This window comes from Mesorhizobium sp. M0701, assembly GCF_040320365.1.
GTDB lineage: Bacteria > Pseudomonadota > Alphaproteobacteria > Rhizobiales > Rhizobiaceae > Mesorhizobium.
The window spans coordinates 19,182-37,108 of sequence record NZ_JAMYPO010000012.1; the positions used below are offsets into that span (position 1 = coordinate 19,182).

A 17,927-nucleotide genomic window follows, 5' to 3' on the forward strand; every position below is an offset into this window, starting at 1 on the left:
GCTCCTGTAACAGGTCGACCATAGGCGCGGACCGCGTTTTGTCAAACTGTGGCAGTTGGTGGGTGGCTCGACACCTGCGCTTCGGCGCGGACCAGCTTGATATCGGCGGTCGCCGCCCATGCTCCGATATCCGCACGGCGCAAGGCCGCAGCCATCATGTCCGGAAACAGATCCGGCGTGCAGGCGAAGACGGGAATACCAAGGGCTGCTACCGAGCCTGCCATTGTGGGATCGTAGCCGGGCCGGCCTTGATCGGTCAGCGCCAGAAGCACGACGACATTTACGCCGGATCGAACCAGCGCTGCCAGTCGCCGCAGCAAGTCCTGGCCATTACCGCCTTCATAGAGATCGGTGATCAGCACCAGATGCGACTTGGTGGGCCGTTCGATACGGTCGGCGCAATAGGCGACCGCCTGATTGATGTCCGTGCCGCCGCCAAGCTGCACGCCGAACAGCACCTCGACGGGATCGCTGAGCTCTTCGGTCAGGTCGACGATCGCCGTATCGAAGCAGACAAGCTTCGTGCGCACAACCGGCAGCGAGGCCATCACCGCCGCGAAGATCGAGGCGTAGACCACCGAGCTTGCCATCGAGCCGGACTGGTCGACGCAGAGAACGACCTCATCCAGATCGACAAGCCGGCGCTGCTTGCGCATGAAGCCGACCAGTTTCTCCGGCACGATGGTCCTATGCTCGGGTTGATAGTGGCGAAGGTTCGCCGAAATAGTGCGCTGCCAGTCGATATCGCGTGCACGCGGGCGGTTGGTGCGTCTCGATCGATCGAGAGCGCCGCGTATCGCCTCGGCGGTCTTCTGCTCCAGCTTCTGCATCAGCTTGCCGACGATATCGGCAATGATCGTCCGGGCAATGTCCTTGGTCTTGGCCGGCATGACCGAGCGCAGCGAAATCAGGTCGGCGACGAGATTGACGTCCGCCTCGATCGCCTTGAGGAATTCCGGTTCCATCAGCATCTGCTTCAGGTCCAGCCGTTCGAAGGCGTCCTTCTGGACGATCTGGACGACCTGCGCCGGAAAGAAGGAGCGGATGTCGCTCATCCATTGTGCAACGCGCGGCGCCGACCGGCCAAGGCCGCCACGCCGCTTGCGTGGGTCGGCAGAAGCGGCGCTAACGCCGTCGCCGTAGAGAGCGTCGAGTGCCGCCGAAAGCCGTTTATCGTCGCTGGAAAGTGCCCCAGACGTTTCGTCATCGGCGCCGATCGCCAGTCGCCAGCGGCGCTCCCTTCCGCCATCGGAAGTGAGCGGGCCGGGTTCGTTCATTTCGGCCTCGTCATCCATTGCCGGTTTCTCCGTTGAGCAACGGTCCAAGCAGCCCCAGGTGCCGGCGCCATGCCTCGCCGCCATCCGGCGTCGGCGTCACGCCAGCCGGCAAGCGCGCCGCGCGGCCGAGGACCGCTTCGATCAGCCGGCGGCGTTCCATGCTGTCCAGATTAAAAAAGACACGGCGCAGCAGCGGTAGATGCGCAATGAAAGCATCTTCGTCCAGGGATCTGAGCCACCCATCGACCGCACCGCGCAGACCCTCGTCATAAATCAGCCGTTGACCGGCTGTGCTGAAGAAGCCTTCGAAGAACCCGGCCGCGTCAGTGACAGGCGTCCCCGGTGACAGGCGTCGCCCGAGCAGCCCGGCAGCGACTTCGGCGGACAGGCGACCAGCTTCATACAGCAGGTGTGCGGCGCACCCGGCCAGCAGCGCCGTCGACCGTGACGCCTCCAGTACGGCCGCCAGCCCGTTGCGCCATCCGTCCAGCACGTCTTGGCCGGGTTCGACCAGCCTGATCGCCTCATCGGCCTTGCGCATCGCACCAACCAGTGTCGCGGCGGCCTGCTCATCCAGATCGCGCGCAGCGTAGGGAAGCGCGATCGCACCTTCGACGATCAGCCGCTCCATGAGGCCGGACAGCCGGTCCGTTTGCGTTTTGCGGGCCTCGCCGTAGCGGACAATGTCGGCGAGCGGCGGCACCGACGCCAGGATCTCCAGGCATTCACTGCTGCGCGCCGCGCGTGCCTCCAACGCCGTGAGGCCGGCAGTCGATGCTTCCGACAGGCCTGCAGTGATGGCGCTCTGGACCAGTGCCGCAAGCGTATCGAGCGTCGCCGCCGTTTCGATCATCTGGATCAGGCGGCCATTGGCAGCCTTTTCGATGGTCGGCCCGTAGATCAGGTTCTCGACCAGACGAACGGCATATTCCGGTTCCCACGCTAGGGTCCACCGCTCGCGGAAGGTGCCACGGCTGCGACCGGCATCGGTCAGTCTGCCCCAATGCACACCAAGCACGTGCAGCCGATGCAGCAATGTCGAGCGAAACAGCCCGCTCTCGCTTCGCAGGTCGACCGACAGTTCCCGCTCCAGCGCCTCGGATTTTAGGCGCGCCGCCTTTTGGCTACGCTGCAGATCCTCGATCAGCGGCGCCAGCGGTGTGTCGGGCGGAATTTCGCCGACGTCCGAACCCAGAAGCAGCTCGGCCTCAACCAACCTCCACAGCAACGCTTCGCCGTTGAAGAGGGCGGCGATCGCGGCGTCGCGCAATTCCTCAAATCCGGGTTTCGGTCGTTCGCGAATCGCGGCAAGCGTCCGGGCGAGCCGCTCCGCTTCGATCAACGAAGCGGTCGAGATCAGGTGACCCTTCGCCCGCAGCACGGCGGCGATCGTCGCAAGCCACAGGGTCGCCGCATCGCGCCGGCCGCGCGTGCGCCAGAGATGCTTGCACCAGCCCGGTGCGACGACGCCTGCGCCATAGCCGTATCCCAGCGCCAGGCGCGGTCCCGTCCACGGTGCCCATGTCATTGTGCTCTTGCGCCGGGCAATTTCCTTGATCAGGACCTGATCGTTTTTCTGAGTGTGGGTGGCCTGCAGCGCCGGCACATGCCATGCCCCGCAGACGACGGCGATCGGTCCGTCGAACTGCTTACGCGCCTTGGCGATTTCGAGCCGCATATGCGCCTCGCGCTTGGCTTCGAACTGCGCGATCGGACCCTCACCATTCCGCAGTGTCGTCATCGCATCGGCGATGGCCGCAAATATGGGGCCGGGTTCCGGATTCTGTTCAATGATATCCGACCACCAGCTTTCGCCGTCCTCATAACCGGCGGCGTGTGCCAGCATGGCTATCGGATCACGCGGAAGCGGAGCCGCGTCACCATCCTCGGGGGCTTGGGTAGCTTCGGTCGCATCGGTTTCCTCCGCGCCACCGATCGCAGCAGTGGTGAACCGTGCCGATGACGGCAGGTCGATAAACTGCAACGTCGCCTTATTGCCCACAGCCCAAAGCGCCGCCTGGTATTCGGGCGAGAACTCGGCAAAAGGCCAGAAGCTTGTCGAAGCCGGATCGTCCTCCGGATAGCAAAGGAGCGCCACAGGCGGCTGCATTTCGGGGCGGGCCAGCATGGGCAGAAGCTCAGAGGCGTCGATCGGCCCCTCGATCAGCACGGCGACCGGGTTCAAATCCTGCAGTGCCTGCACCAGGCTGTCGGCGGAACCCGGCCCGTGATGGCGTATCCCGAAATAGGCAATGTCGCCGTGGCCCATGGCGTCAGATCGCTGCGTTCAGCGCCGCGTAATAGCCGGCATAGTCGGCCCGCTTCTTGAGCACTGTTTCCAGATATTCCTCCAGCACCACCTTGTCCTGCACCGGATCCTTCACGATCGCGCCGACAAGGCTGGCGGCGAGACCTTCGGCGCCGAGCTTGCCACTGTCGAACCACGCCGCCTGGCTGAGCCCGCCAACCATCGTGGCGATCGCTTCTGCGGTCGACAGCGAGCCGGAAGGCGTCTTCAGCGTCACCTTGCCGTCGGCAGTCGCGCCGGAGCGCAATTCGCGGAAGATGGTCAGCACACGGGCGATCTCCTCGCCGACATTTTTCGGCACCGGCAGGTCGAGTCCGCCAGCCATCTCGTCGACCCGTTTGGAGACGATCGCCACCTCTTCGGCCAGGTCTTCCGGCAATGGCAGCACCACGACATTGAAGCGACGCTTGAGCGCCGAGGAGAGCTCGTTGACACCTTTGTCGCGGTTGTTTGCCGTGCCGATAATGTTGAAGCCGCGCTGGGCGTAGATCGAGGTGTTCAATTCCGGGATAGGCATCATCTTTTCGGAAAGCACGGTGATCAGCGTGTCCTGCACGTCTGAGCCCATGCGGGTCAGTTCCTCCAGCCGGCAGAGCTTGCCGTTCTGCATGGCTCGGTAGAGCGGCGTCGGCACCAACGCTTCCTGGCTCGGGCCCTTTGCCAGTAGCTGCGCATAGTTCCAGCCATAGCGGATCTGGTTCTCGTCGGTGCCGGCCGTGCACTGCACGATCAGCGTCGAGTCGCCCATAATGGCGGCGGCAAGATGTTCAGACACCCAGGACTTGGCGGTTCCGGGAACGCCGAGCAGCAAGAGTGCACGGTCGGTGGCGAGCGTCGCTACCGCGGTTTCCATCAACCGGCGGCGACCGACATATTTTGGCGTTACCAAGGTGCCGTCACCGGCCTTCCCGCCTAGCAAATAGGTCAGCACAGCCTGTGGCGACAGGCTCCAGCCGGCAGGCCTCTGCCGGTCGTCATCGCGCGCCAGCGCCTGCAATTCCGAAGCGTAGGCCTGCTCGACCGGGAGGCGGATGGCTGCGTTCATTTTGCTGTTCTCCGGATTGGTCATGTGTTGGTTCCAGGCCCCGCCAGTGATGCGTTGAGACGTAGAAGCCCGAGTGAAGGAGCCGCGGGCGGCACGCCCGCCGCGACCATGTCGTCGATCAATTTCGCTGCCGTGGTCGCGGTGGCAAGGAAGCCGATCGTCTCCAGTACATCGTCGAGACCCCGCCGCGCGGCGTCGTCTTTTCCGCCGGCGGCGGAACGCAGTGCGGCGAGCGCCTGTCCATTCGTCAGGTCGTCCCATTCCAGCCAGTCGACATCGATGCCTTCCAGGTTGATCATGCCAAGATAAGTTGTCTCCTTGAGGATCAGCCTGATGAGGACACGCTTTCTGCGGTTGTCCAGGCGCGGCATGAGGTGAAGCACGAACAGCGCCGGTTTGCCGCCTTCGGCGATAAGCGTATCCGCCATCTGCGTAAGGGCGGCTTCGCTCCCTGAGGCGGCGACCATTCGTGCGATCAGGATGTCGGCTTTATTGTCGGCACCGAATTGCCAGCCTCCTATGAATTCGGCTTCCGTAGTGTTGAACCGTTCGGTAAGGTCGACGAGGTTGCATATCTCGAACAGTTCGGCGCGGCGTTGCTCCTGCGCTTGGGATTTTAGTTTTGCTGGAGTGTAGATCGTCCGGCGGCGGATGAAGCCGGATCTGCCTTCAGTGATAAAGGCGGCGAGTTCGGCTACGGGATCGTCCGGTCCACCGTCGCTCGGGCGAACGTGCTCTCCTAATCTTGCCAGCAGCCGGCCAGCCAGTTCGCGCACCTTGCCGGACCTGTCGGCGGAAAGGCTTTTCAGGAAAGGCACGTCCTCGGCACTCAGGCCGAAGCGCATAAGCTCGACCAGCACAAGCCTGACTTCCGCCGGTTCGCCCGAGGCCTTGGCTTCGATCAACATTCGAGCCGATGTCGGGTCGGTACGGCGCATATCGGCAAGGGCCAAGCGTCGCGCGGCGGGATAGAACTCATCCCAGTTTTCCGCAGTCAGTTTCTCTTGTGGGGCAAGCCTTTCCCCGTTCATGCTTGCTTGCCAGTCTATCCATGGTGCGTAGACGTCCGGGCTGTTCTGATCCGAGGGCATCCAGTCCATGGGATGGAGCACAAAGCCGCGGCTGGCGACGAGCGCCGCCACGCGTGCCTTTCGCCTCGCGTCGGCGGCGTGCTTCAGAGCGGCTCTCAACAACGGCCGAAATCGTGGCGGCAGAATGGGCAGGGCAAGTCTGGGCAGCAGCGGACGACGCTTGAGTGTCGTCGGCGCGGCCGGCCGCAGCGCGACGTCGAGCGCTTGTGCTGCGATTGCCAGGAGCCGGCGCTCCTGTTCGTCGGGACTTGCACCGCCGGCGATTGCTTTCCATCCGGCCGGAGCCAGATCGAATGTAGCACCGCCGGTGATCCAGCAATCGCGCATTGCCGCCAGGCCTGTTTGCTCGCTTTCGTTCACGCCAGATCAAGCCTCCCGAACTCACTTTGCGCTGCCAGAAGCTCAAGCCGCGCGCCGTTCCAGAGCGCTGCCGTGGCCGCAAGGCCGAGGCCGAGCAAGGTTTGATCTACCGCGCCGGCGATCGGCAATGCGATCCCCTGCGGTTCATCCTCCGCCTGCCACCATGCCGTGCCCCGATCGTCGAGCAGGATAGCGCCGGGCGGCAGCATGAGGGGACAATCAGCGATCCAGGGCGCGGCGTCCTGATGGGAAGCATGCGTGGCGAGCGGATCCTTCGCGGTGCCAAAAGCAAAATCGGGCCACGCGCCGGGCGCAACCTCCCCCATGCGCTCCACCACGAGGGCGCGGAGCGGCATGCGTGATGGATAAAACACCAGTCGGGCATTGAAACGGTCGCCTGGTGCAAAAGCGTTGGACCGGCGCCCGGCCGAAGCCGGGAAAAAGTCGAGCAGCACGGCAAATTGCGGGGTGGCGCTTTTCAAATCGAGCAGCCACGTCGAATGGCTGACCAGACCATCGCGGCGGCTCTCGATCTTCTCGCCGAGAACTTCCCAGAGGCTTTCAACCTGTCTTGCATCCGGACTGCTGAGAACCTGTTCGCGGGGTTCAGACGTTGATACGAGGCGCTTCAGCTCGGGGTCGTCGGGCTCCGACCGCCACGCCTTGGCCAGCAGCACGAGCTTGCCGAGTTCACGGATTGCGGCATCAGACCGTTCCTCGCTGCGCAGCGCCATCAGCCGCGACGGAATCTCGTCGATACGGCCGGCGAGCGCGGCTGCCTTCATATCGACTAGCCGCGCAGCAATCCGCCGGCAACGGTCGCTGCTGGCGTCGACAAACCCGGACAGACCGAGCCGTAACTGGTCGGCTATCCACTGATCAAGCTCATCGAGCCCAGCCGACACTGCTTCTCGTGTGCTTTCCGCCCGCTTGCGCTGCGCCGCCTCGCGACGCTCCAGCGCCGCGATGTCTTCAACGGCGGTGCTCTCGTCGGCTCGTGCGGCTTCGCCAATGCGCTTGGCTTCCGCGCCGGGTACTGGTTGCGCCGGCTGTGGCGTTGTCTTCCTGCGTCGGCCAAGCCAGTCATTCACCCATTCCGGCGTGGTATTGGCAGCGGCAAAACTGGCTGGCGCGGTGGCGGCAATCCACATCAAGGCCAGCGTGTGCTTGCATGGGAATTTGCGCGAGGGGCAGGTGCATTTGTAGCCGTGATCACCCGTGTCGACCACCACTCGATAAGGATTGGAGCCGGAGCCCTGGCATTCGCCCCAGATGAGCGCCTGCTGCTCATGCTTTTCGAGCCGCGGCCAGTTCGTTCGTTTGGTGAGGTTGGAGGCGGCGCTCAGCGACGCCTGATCGGGAGCAAGCGCCTCAATGGTTTTCAGATCGAATTCCAAGCCGCGCTTCTCCCCGCCCCGACACAGTATAGATAGCGGTTTGTGAAGAATTATTATAGCTCTGGCATGGTGAAGATTGGCATGCCTTGGCCCTGTTTTGATGGACCAGGACGTGCCTCAGACGCAAATAGTATCGACTGTTATTCGGCGGACAGAACGGGCTTTGGTAGCCGGCGGCCTAGGCGGAAGCGTTCAGGCTCTGCCCTTCAGGAACTCGATCACCATTGCCGCGGTCCAGGTGAAGCGATTGCCGCCGAGCGGCTCGCCGTTGAGGGGATCGTAATATTCGGCAAAACCGCTCTCGGCGATCAGCTCGAGACTGGATTGCGTGATGCGCTGTGCGATTTGGCTGCGGCCGGCGACGGCAAGGCCGTCGGCGATCATGTAGTTGACCACCAGCCAGACCGGGCCGCGCCAGTAGCGCTTTGGGTCGAAGCGCCCATCCTCAGGATCGTGCGACGGGACGATGTAACGCGTTTTGCCGGCGATGCGCTCGATCGTTGCAGCGATGGTCGCTGCCCGGCTTTCCGGGATGGCCGAAAATACCGACAGAATGCCGCCGACCGACGCGCTGTCAACATGCTTTCCGGCCACTCGGTCGAAACAAATGTACTGGCCATGCGCGTCGCTCCACAGCCGTTCCATTGCCGAAAGCCCCTTTTCGGCACGGGCGCGATTGGCTTCTGCGATTTCGGTTTCGCCAAGTGCCTCGGCGAGATCGGCAAGGTCGGCGGCGGAACGGATCAGGATGGCGTTGAAACCGGGATCGACGACCTGGAATGGCGAGGCATCGTGCAGCCGGGCATTATCCCAGCCAAGCCCGCGGAAATGCTGCAACAGCCAGACATAGCGGTCATACTGTGCCTTGGTTGGACGATGCGCCGGATCGGCGTGCAGGATGTCGCGGCGGGTGTAGGGCTCGACGCCTTCGGTCGGCACGCGCTCGAACGCCTCGTCCCAATCGATCGAGTTGTCGCGGCCGGACTCCCATGGGTGGATTATGGCGACCAGCCCTTCGCCGTCCGGGTCGCGATTTTCGTAGAACCAGCGGTGCCAGGCATCGATTTTCGGCAACAGCGCGCGGGCGCGCTCGGCCGCCAGGGTCTTGTCCTTGGCCTGGTCGAACAAGCGGCGCACGGCAAAACCGGCGACCGCCGGCTGGGTGATGCCGGAGGTGGCAGTCGGGCGGTTGGTTCGCCAGACCTCCGGCCCGGGGAAATAGCCGTCGCTCCAGACATGGAAGACGATGTGCGGCACCATGCCGTCTGGCCATTGGTGGGCGAACAGCGTGTCGATCTCGGTCCAGGCGCGCGCCTCGTCATAGTGGGCAAGGCCGAGCGCGGTCAGGCAGGAATCCCAGTTCCACTGAAACGGGTAGAGCCCCTTGGTCGGTATGGTATAGGTGCCTTGGTCATTTTCCCTGAGCACCTCGACGGCGCGGGCGATGGTTTCGTCGACAGCAAGAGATATCATCGGAGCGTTCGTACTTTCAGAATCGAAGGGGATCAAAGGGCGTTGGTGGTTTCGGGATCGAACCAGCGGACGCGATCGGGTTTGGGCGAAAGCCGCAAGTGATCGCCGACGGCGACCGTGGCATTCGATTCGAGGATGGCGCGGAACAGGCCGCCCTCGACGTCGCAGCTGACCAGCGTGTGCGGTCCGAGCGGCTCGACAACGCGCACGGTGGCGTTAATACCTTCGTTGCCGGCGTCCACATCCTCGGGGCGAATGGCGAATTCTATCGTCTGCTTGTCCGATTTGGGGCCGGGCAGCGTCAGCCCGGCGACGGTCCAACTGCCGTCGGCCGTCTTCGTCGCCGGGATGAAATTCATCGGCGGGTTGCCGATGAAGGAGCCGACGAAGCGGGCCGCCGGATTGCGGTAGACCTCTACCGGCGAGGCGGCCTGGACGATACGGCCCTGATGCATGACGGCGATGCGGTCGGCGAGGCTCATCGCCTCGACCTGGTCGTGGGTAACGTAGATGGTGGTGGTCTTGGACGCCGCGAGCACACCTTTGAGCTCGGCGCGCATTTCGAGCCGCAGCAGCGCGTCTAGGTTGGACAGCGGCTCGTCCATCAAGATCACGTCAGGCTCCATCGCCAGGGCCCGGGCCACAGCCACGCGTTGGCGCTGACCGCCGGAAAGCTGGCCCGAATAGCGCTTCAAAAGCTGTTCGATGTGCATGAGCTCGGCGGTGCGGTTGACGCGCCCGTCGACCTCCTGCTGCGGCAGCTTCTTCATGCGCAGGCCGAAGGCGATATTCTCGAATACCGTCAGGTGCGGAAACACGGCGTAATTCTGGAACACCATAGCGATGCCGCGTTCGCGCGGCGGCAGATGGTCGACGCGACGGCCGCCGATCCAGACCTCGCCCTGGCTTGGCGTTTCCAGCCCGGCGATGATCCTCAGCAGCGTGGTCTTGCCGCAACCCGAGGCGCCAAGCAGCACCATGAATTCCTGGTCGGCGATGGTCAGGTCGATCGAATGCAGCGCGGTGAAGCCGCCGAAGCGTTTTGCCACCTGCTTGATGACGATCTCAGCCATCGGCGTTCTCTTTTGTGCGCGTCATCGGTTGGCGATCCCCCACATGGCGAACAGATATTTGCGAACGGCGAAGATGAAGATCAGCGCCGGAATGACCAGTGCCGCGCCACCGGCAAATTTGAGGTAGAGCGGCGATTCGCCGAGGCTCTGCAACAGGAAGGCGGTCAGCGTCCGGTTCTCTATGGTGAGCACTGCGGCAGCAAACACCTCGTTCCAGGAGATGGTGAAGGCAAACACCGCCGACGCCGCGATGCCCGGCAGCGCCAGCGGCAGAATGACTTTTCGGAATGCCTGCAATCTCGTGCAGCCGAGCGTCCAGGCCGCCTCCTCCAGCTCGACGGGAATGCCGGAGAACAGCGAGAAGGTGATCAGCACCGCAAACGGCAGCGCCAGCGTGGTGTGGACCAGCGCCAGCCCGATCGCGGTGTCGTCGAGGCCGGTGCGGATGAACATCACCGCCAGCGGCAGCGCCAGCAGCGGCAGCGGGAAGGCGCGGGTCATCAGCACAACGAAACGGAACGTTTCCTTGCCCGGGAATTCGAAGCGCGACAGCGCGTAGCCCGCGGGTGCGCCGAAGCCGATCGAGAGGAGCATCGTCAGCGTGGCGACGAGAACGGAGTTCCACAGCGCCTTGGCGACGCCGGCGAATTTGATGAAGAAAGAAAGGCTGCCGAAATCGAATGACGGGAAGAAGCGCTTGGGAAAGGCGGTCACCTCTTCCGGCGACGACAGCGCGTTGACGATCAACAGATAGATCGGCAGCAGCACCCAGACGCAAAGCAGGATGACCGTTGCGACCAGCAACCAATTGCCGGCTTTGCGGGCCTCAGGCGCGGCGATCGAGAGCTCCGCGACAGTGCTCATATGCGAGTCTCCTTCGGCACACGCAGCACCCGCAGGAAGAACAGAAGGAAGCCGATCGAGATGGCGAGGATGAACAGCGCCATGGCGGCGGCGACATTGTGGTCCTGCAGCGTGAACTGCCAATTGTAGGTCTCGCCCATCAGCACCGGCAGATTGGTGCCGCCGAGTGCTGCAACCACGGCAAAGACCTCAAAGGCAAGGATGACGCGCAGAATGATCGCCGTCTGCAGGCTTGGGCGCAGCAGAGGCAGCGTGATCTTGATGAAGCGCTTCCACGGGCTAGCGCCAAAAACCTCCGCCGCCTCGTAGTATTCCCGGGGGATCAGCCCCATGCCGGCGACCAGAATGACCATCATGATGGCGGTCGCGCGCCAGATCTCGGCCAGCGCCACGGCGATGAAGATCGTCAGCTTGCTCTGGTAGCCGAGGAACATGACCGGCCTGTCGATGACGCCGAGATTGGAGAGCAAGGTGTTCAGGAAGCCGGACTGGTCGAAGATGGCGAGCCAGATCAGCCCGGCGGCGAGATCGGAGATGCCGAGCGGAATAGCGAAGATGTAAAGCGCAGCGCTGCGCCCGGTTTCAAGCCGCGACACCACCGTTGCCATCAGCAGCGCCATCACCAGTTGGATCGGCACGACGATGGCGCTCAGCAGCAGCGTATTGCGGACAGTGACCGGAAACTTCCAGCTGCCCGCCATGGTGCGGAAATTGTCGAGCGTAAAGCCGCCGTCGCGGGTGAACGCCTCGAAGGCGACCAACACGAACGGGTAGAGGAAAAAGACACAGAGGAACAGCGTCGCCGGCGTCAGCAGCAGATAGGGCAGGGCCTTGCTGTGCATGGAGCGCTCTCTATTCGAAGCTTCAAAGGGGTGGGCGCCCGGCGCGCTGGAAATCCGGACGCCCGGGAGGATTCTTAATCGACCGGGCAGGCGCCTTGCGAGGGCTTGTCGGGCGCCCAGCATGGCGCCTTCGCCTGGTCGATGATCGCCTTCAGCGCCGTCGCCTGTTCGTCGAGCACGCCGTGGACATCCTCGCCGCCGAGCACGATGCGCTCGAAGCTGTCGGTGTAGATCTGATTGAACTTGCCGCCGACGCCGCCAAGTCCCATCGGCAGCAGCGCCGGCAACGCATCGGGAGCTCCGGTCATGGTGGCGATCACTGGGCTGAAGGCCTTCACCGAGGCCGGCATGTCGTCGGGCAGCTTGACGTCGACGATGGGGAAGAAGTTTGTCGCCTTCAGCGTCGCGATCTGGGTTTCCGGTTTCAGCATATAGGCGACCAGCGCCTTGGCCTTGTCCATGTCAGGCGAGGTCTTCGGGATAGCGACACCGGCCACCACCGGCATGTAGCCGCGGCCTGCCGGGCCAGCCGGCGCCGGGAAGGCGACAAACTCGTCGGGTTTCTGGTTGAAGGCGTCGGCGAGGCGCGCCACGTGATCGAATGCCACCCAGACTTCGCTGGTCAGCAGCGGCTCCTGCATGAAGGCATAGTTGGTCGAATTCGGGTTGGTGTATCGCCACAATTCCTTGAACTTATTCCACGCCGTCTCGGCCTCCGCCGAGCGGAACTTCGTCACCATCGAGCCGGTATACGATGGAAGGAGAAAACCCTCGAAGAAACGGTGCTTCAGCCCTTTCGGGCCGGCCGGAAAACCGAATTTGGGCGAGCCGGTCTTTTCAGCGATGTTTTTCGCCCACTCGATCAGTTGGTCATAAGTGATGGTGTTGAGATCGGTGCCGGCCGGCAGATATTGCAGCGCCTGTTTGTTGGCCGCCATCAGGAAGGTGGCCTGCATCCATGGCAGGTACTTCTGCTCGCCGGTGCCGAGCATGCCGAGCTTCTTGTAGGTCTCGTTGACCTTGACGCCACCGAGATCGACGCCGGAGAGATCGACAAGGTTCGCGCCGACGGTGGAGAAGTCTCCGTGCAGGCCGCCGAGCACGCCTATGGTGCCGGAGCCGGCCTGCAGTTCGGCCTGAAGGCGGGTGAGCCAGGGCCCGTCCTCGGCGACCTGATAGTCGACCTGGCCGTCAAACCCCTTCAGCACTTCGCTGCGCATCTTCTGTGTCTCTTCCACTGGTCGCGCCTGTGTCGACCAGAACAACACCTGCTGGGCTTGTGCTGCGCCGGCAGCAAGCGACAACGCCAGCACCGCACCTGCCAATGTCCTCAACGCATTCATCGTCGTCTTCCTCCCTGGTTGTGCGCCGCTAAGGCGTCAGTTCCGTCCTGTGGGTGCCGGGCCATGGCTTGCCCGCGAGACAAGTGTCGGCCGGACCAGCCGCGTCAGTGGCGCGTCCGGCCTGTCGCCGATGACGGTCAGCAGCATCTCGCCGATCTCGCGCGCGCACCGGCGGATCGAGGCGTCGAAAGTGGTCAGCCCCGGCGGCGCATAGGCGGAGGCGGCTATGTTGTCGAAGCCGATCACCGAAAGGTCGCGAGGAATGGCAAGTCCGGCGCGCCCCGCCTCTTCCATCACAGTCAGCGCCAGCTCGTCGAACAGCGCGACAATCGCCGTCGGCCGCTCGGTGGCGTGCAGAAGCCGGATGATTGCCTGGATGCGGGCACCGCGATCGAAACGCGGCGCCGTCGCCACATCGAGCCTGACGGACGGATCGCCCCGGCGGGCGATCGCGGCGGCGAGCCCGTCCTGTCTGAGATGGCGAAATGTCATCGGCTCGGAAATCGTCACCAGGCCGAAATGGCGGTGTCCGAGATCGTAGAGCATGTCGAAGGCCTCGCCGAATGCGTGCGCGCCATCGGTATCGAGCCAATGGTAGGCAAAGTCGCCGTCGAGCAGCCGGCCATGCGCGACGAACGGGAAATTGCGGTGACGCAGATAGGCAAGCCGCTCGTCGACCTCGGCGATGCGGGTGACGACGACGCCGTCGGCGCGCCCGGATTCGACGACATGGCGAAGCACGGAAAGTTCCGACTGGCCTTGCGCTGCTGCGGCCAGGATCAGGTCGGAGCCGTGCGAAACCAGCCCTTCGCCCAATCCGGTGACGAATTCGCCGAGGAAGGAATCGACCAGATTGGGACCGCGGATCGGCAGTACCATGCCGACGAAGCCGCTTCGGCCGGAGACCAGCGTGCGGGCTGCGGTGTTCGGCACGTAGCCGGCCTGGCGCGCGGCCTCGGTGACACGTTGGCGCGTTTTCAAGGCGATCTGCTCGTGGCCGGCAAGGGCGCGCGAAACGGTCGTGATCGACAGGCCGAGCTGCGCAGCAAGTTCCTTGAGGGTCGTAACGCGGGCCGGCATCGTTCCTCCCGAACGAAGTTTGAAACGTTTGTAATCACTTCTAGCGAAATTGCAAACGTTTTAAATGGCGCGCGGTCGGTGTTGTTTCTTGCCCGTTGGTTAGCGCGGCTCTATTCGGCCCCGGCCGGCAAGCTCCTGGCCGGAGATTTAAACGCAGCGGTTGCTTGACTCGGGCGACGCCTTGTGAAAAATTTTGCAGCAATTGATAAAAATATCAAAGGGCGGAAATGGTTGGTTTTGGCAACGGCCTGCTGCGCGACGATGAGACCGGCATGGCAGCCCGTGCCGCCTGGCTTCACTATGCCGGCGGCCTGACCCAGTCGGAGGTCGCCAAACGGCTTGGCCTGACCAGTCTCAAGGCGCATCGCCTGATCACCAAGGCCAATCAGGAAGGCCTGGTCAAAGTCTACATCGACGGCGAAGTCTCAGAATGCGTGGAGCTTGAGGATGAGTTGTCCGGCCGGTACGGCCTCGACTACTGCGAGGTTGTTCCGGACTTCGATGCCGAAGACCTGCCGCTCAAGGCGCTCGGCATTGCTGGCGCGCAGTTTCTCAAGCGCGAGATCGAACGCGGCGAAGAGGCGCTGATCGGCGTCGGCCACGGCCGCACGCTTGCCGCCTGCGTGGAATATCTGCCGCGCATATCGGCCGGCAGGATCCGTTTCGTCTCGCTGCTTGGCGGCCTGACGCGCAAGTTCTCGGCCAACCCCCATGACGTCATCCACCGCGTCGCCGAGCGGACTGGTGCGGAGGCCTATGTGATGCCCGTACCGATGTTCGCCAACACGGTCGAGGATCGAACAGTATTGCTCGGGCAGAAAGGCGTCAGCGATGTCTTCGACCTCGCCAAGTCCGCCGACTTGCTCATCGCCGGCATCGGCACCGCCGAACGTGAGGCCTCGCTTGTCGCCACCGGCATGATCGAGAAGGGCGAGATGGAGGAGATCCGCCGCAACGGCGGTGTCGGCGAACTGCTCGGCCATTTCTTCGACGATGCCGGAAAGGCCGTTGCGACGACGCTTTCCGACCGGGCGCTGGCACTGGCGCGCGAAGACATCAGCAACCGCAGGATTGTCGCCGTCGCCGGCGGCAAGGTGAAGGTTCGCGCCATCAAGTCAGTGCTGGAGGGCCGTTATCTCAAAGGCTTGATAACCGACGAGCGGACGGCGCGATCGCTCGTGGAACAGACGCCGGTCGGGTAGCCGGCAACCATTTCGTTGAAACTACCCTGTGGAGGAGAAGAGAAATGCATGAGAAAGAGAAAGACCTCATCGACGCATTCCTGCGTGGACAAGTCGACCGCCGTGGGCTGATCAAGGGCCTCGGTGCAATGGGCCTTGCCGCCAGCACCGCCGGCACACTGCTCAATTTCGGGCAGACCCGCGCCCTGGCGGCTGATTTCGACTGGCAGGCGCATAAGGGCAAGACCATCAAGCTGCTGCTCAACAAGCATCCTTACGCCGATGCGATGATTGCCAACCTCGACAATTTCAAGAAGCTGACCGGCATGGAAGTCGTCTATGACGTGTTCCCCGAAGACGTCTATTTCGACAAGGTTACCGCCGCGCTGTCGGCCAGCTCGCCCGAATACGATGCCTTCATGACCGGCGCCTACATGACCTGGACCTACGGTCCGGCCGGCTGGATCACCGACCTCAACGAATGGATCAAGGATCCGGCCAAGACCAACCCGAAATATGCCTGGGACGACTTCCTGCCCGGCGTCAAGAACTCCTGCGCCTGGAACGGCCAGCCGGGCGGCGCCCTCGGTTCGGCGGACGCCAAGCAATGGTGCATTCCGTGGGGCTTCGAGCAGAACAACATCACCTACAACAAGGGCATGTTCGACAAGGTCGGCGTCAGCGTTCCCGGCAATATGGATGAGATGGTCGCTACGGCGGCGAAGCTCACCAAGGACGTCGGCGGTGGCGTCTACGGCATCGGCGTGCGCGGCTCGCGCTCCTGGGCAACGATCCACCCGGGCTTCCTGTCGGCCTACGCCAATTTCGACCAGAAGGACCTGAACGTCTCGGCTGACGGCAAGCTGTCGGCCGCTATGAACACCGCCGAATCCAAGGCTTTCCACAAGCAGTGGGTCCAGATGATCCAGGAGAGCGGCCCGAAGGACTGGTCGACCTACACCTGGTACCAGGTCGGCACCGATCTCGGTGCAGGTGCTTCGGCGATGATTTACGACGCCGACATCCTTGGCTACTTCATGAATGGCGGCGACAACAAGATGGCCGGCAAGCTCGCCTTTTCGGCATTCAAGGCCAATCCTGCCGCCAAGGCGCCGACGCCCAATATCTGGATCTGGTCGCTGTCGATGTCCAACTTCTCCAAGGACAAGGACGCCACCTGGTACTTCATGCAATGGGCATCCGGACCCGAGCATGCATTGTTCGGTGCGACCAAGATGGACTTCGTCAATCCGGTTCGTCAGTCGGTCTGGAACGACGAGATGTTCCGCGAGAAGCTGAACAAGAGCTATCCGGGTTATGTCGAGATGTTCGACGTCTCGGCGCCGGGCGCCAGCATCAAGTTCACCCCGCAGCCGCTGTTCTTCGATCTCACCACCGAATGGGCGGCGACGCTGCAGAAGATGGTGGCCAAGGAAGTGCCGGTCGACGAGGGCCTCGACAAGCTGGCCGAGAGCATCAACAGCCAGCTCAAGGAAGCCGGGCTCGGCTAAGCCGCGGCCAAGGCTGACCCGTCCGCGGGCCAGCCTTTGAGATGTGATACGTTTGCGACGCGGTCCCGAAAGGTGCCGCCTGCTCGCCCGACCGGCCGCCTTGCTCCCTTGGGCGGCCGGGACGGCGAAGCAACAGGATGACGGAGCAGCCGATGACTGCGGCGACAATACAAAGAAACAGGCGGTCGGGCTTCAGGATCAGCAAGCGGGTGCTGCCCTATCTCCTCAGCCTGCCGGCTCTGCTGGTCTGCATCGGCATCCTGATCCCGTTCCTGACGTCGGTGGTCTATTCGTTCCAGCGCTACCGGTTGAGCCAACCCTGGGCGCGGCAGTTCAACTGGGGCGACAACTATATCTCCTTCTTCACCGACCCGAAGTTCTGGAACACGCTGGAGATCTCGCTGCTCTACGCCGGCATCACCGTTGTGCTTGAACTGCTTCTCGGTCTCGGCATCGCCATGCTGCTGCAAAAGCGCTCGACGCTGAACAACTTCATCTCGATCATGCTGCTGATGCCGCTGATGACGGCGCCGGCGCTCGCCGCGTTGATGTGGAAGCTGATGACCAATCCCGGTTTCGGCGTGCTCAGCTATCTCGCCAGCCTGATCGGGTTGCAGGATTTCCGCTGGGCCTCGTCTCCGTCGACGGCGCTGCTCACCGTCGTGCTCGTCGACATTTGGGTCTACACGCCCTTCATCATGATCCTGCTGCTTGCAGGCCTGCGCAGCCTGCCGACGCAGCCCTTCGAGGCGGCAGCACTCGACGGCGTGCCACGCAGCTTCGTCTTCTTCCGCATCACACTGCCGATGCTGACCCCCTACATCCTGACGGCGACCCTGTTCCGCCTGCTTGATTCCATCCAGCAGTTCGACATCATCTACGCCATGACGCAGGGCGGTCCGGGCGACACGCTGACCGTGTTCCAGGTCGAGGCCTATCTCAATTTCTTCCAGTCGACCAATGTCGGCCGCTCGGCGGCACTGATGATCATCCTGTGGGCGATCACCTATTTCCTCTCGAACATTTTCATCAAGAACTGGCTGCGGCTGCGCGAACGCGCCCGCGGCCAGGCATAGGAGGCT

Annotated in this window: 14 protein-coding genes; 3 read left to right on the forward strand and 11 right to left on the reverse strand. The window is 63.2% G+C overall.

Translation table 11 applies throughout. The annotated features are described in order from the left end of the window. Window positions 1-41: 41 nt before the first annotated feature. From NKI24_RS14255 to NKI24_RS14305, 11 genes are all read right to left on the reverse strand, one after another. Entirely contained in the window at window positions 42-1,295 is a 1,254-nt protein-coding gene (locus NKI24_RS14255; RefSeq protein ID WP_352746056.1) for a VWA domain-containing protein, read from the reverse strand. Continuing rightward, window positions 1,288-3,546, reverse strand: coding sequence for a DUF5682 family protein (locus NKI24_RS14260; RefSeq protein WP_352746059.1), 2,259 nt, complete (start codon window positions 3,544-3,546; stop codon window positions 1,288-1,290). Before NKI24_RS14260 ends, NKI24_RS14255 begins: the two co-directional genes overlap by 8 nt. A gap of 4 nt (window positions 3,547-3,550) precedes the next feature. Beyond that, entirely contained in the window at window positions 3,551-4,630 is a 1,080-nt protein-coding gene (locus tag NKI24_RS14265; RefSeq protein WP_352746062.1) for an ATP-binding protein, read from the reverse strand. Between the two features lie 20 nt (window positions 4,631-4,650). Further along, entirely contained in the window at window positions 4,651-6,081 is a 1,431-nt protein-coding gene (locus NKI24_RS14270) for a DUF5691 domain-containing protein (RefSeq protein ID WP_352746064.1), read from the reverse strand. Beyond that, window positions 6,078-7,478 (reverse strand): SWIM zinc finger family protein, encoded by a 1,401-nt coding sequence (locus tag NKI24_RS14275; RefSeq protein ID WP_352452406.1) that lies wholly within the window; start codon window positions 7,476-7,478, stop codon window positions 6,078-6,080. Before NKI24_RS14275 ends, NKI24_RS14270 begins: the two co-directional genes overlap by 4 nt. A gap of 192 nt (window positions 7,479-7,670) precedes the next feature. Further along, on the reverse strand, window positions 7,671-8,951 hold the full coding sequence (locus NKI24_RS14280; protein WP_352452407.1) for an amylo-alpha-1,6-glucosidase: 1,281 nt from the start codon (window positions 8,949-8,951) through the stop codon (window positions 7,671-7,673). Window positions 8,952-8,983: 32 nt separating this feature from the next. After that, window positions 8,984-10,024 (reverse strand): ABC transporter ATP-binding protein, encoded by a 1,041-nt coding sequence (locus NKI24_RS14285; RefSeq protein WP_352452408.1) that lies wholly within the window; start codon window positions 10,022-10,024, stop codon window positions 8,984-8,986. 21 nt (window positions 10,025-10,045) lie between these two features. Next, window positions 10,046-10,888: a carbohydrate ABC transporter permease gene (locus tag NKI24_RS14290; protein ID WP_352452409.1), complete on the reverse strand. Its 843-nt coding sequence runs from the start codon at window positions 10,886-10,888 to the stop codon at window positions 10,046-10,048. Continuing rightward, complete coding sequence (locus NKI24_RS14295; protein ID WP_352746068.1) at window positions 10,885-11,730, reverse strand: carbohydrate ABC transporter permease; 846 nt, start codon at window positions 11,728-11,730, stop codon at window positions 10,885-10,887. Before NKI24_RS14295 ends, NKI24_RS14290 begins: the two co-directional genes overlap by 4 nt. A gap of 74 nt (window positions 11,731-11,804) precedes the next feature. Continuing rightward, entirely contained in the window at window positions 11,805-13,073 is a 1,269-nt protein-coding gene (locus NKI24_RS14300; RefSeq protein ID WP_352746070.1) for an ABC transporter substrate-binding protein, read from the reverse strand. Window positions 13,074-13,109: 36 nt separating this feature from the next. Next, a complete protein-coding gene (locus tag NKI24_RS14305; RefSeq protein ID WP_352452412.1) occupies window positions 13,110-14,153 on the reverse strand; it encodes a LacI family DNA-binding transcriptional regulator in 1,044 nt (347 codons plus the stop codon). A gap of 227 nt (window positions 14,154-14,380) precedes the next feature. Between NKI24_RS14305 and NKI24_RS14310 the strand changes: the two genes are divergently transcribed. The 3 genes from NKI24_RS14310 (at window position 14,381) to NKI24_RS14320 (ending at window position 17,921) form a co-directional block, all read left to right on the forward strand. Next, complete coding sequence (locus NKI24_RS14310) at window positions 14,381-15,355, forward strand: sugar-binding transcriptional regulator (protein WP_023676028.1); 975 nt, start codon at window positions 14,381-14,383, stop codon at window positions 15,353-15,355. Window positions 15,356-15,399: 44 nt separating this feature from the next. Continuing rightward, entirely contained in the window at window positions 15,400-16,845 is a 1,446-nt protein-coding gene (locus NKI24_RS14315; protein ID WP_023676027.1) for an ABC transporter substrate-binding protein, read from the forward strand. A 152-nt stretch (window positions 16,846-16,997) separates the two neighbouring features. Beyond that, entirely contained in the window at window positions 16,998-17,921 is a 924-nt protein-coding gene (locus NKI24_RS14320) for a carbohydrate ABC transporter permease (RefSeq protein ID WP_352746073.1), read from the forward strand. The last annotated feature ends 6 nt before the right edge of the window (window positions 17,922-17,927 follow it).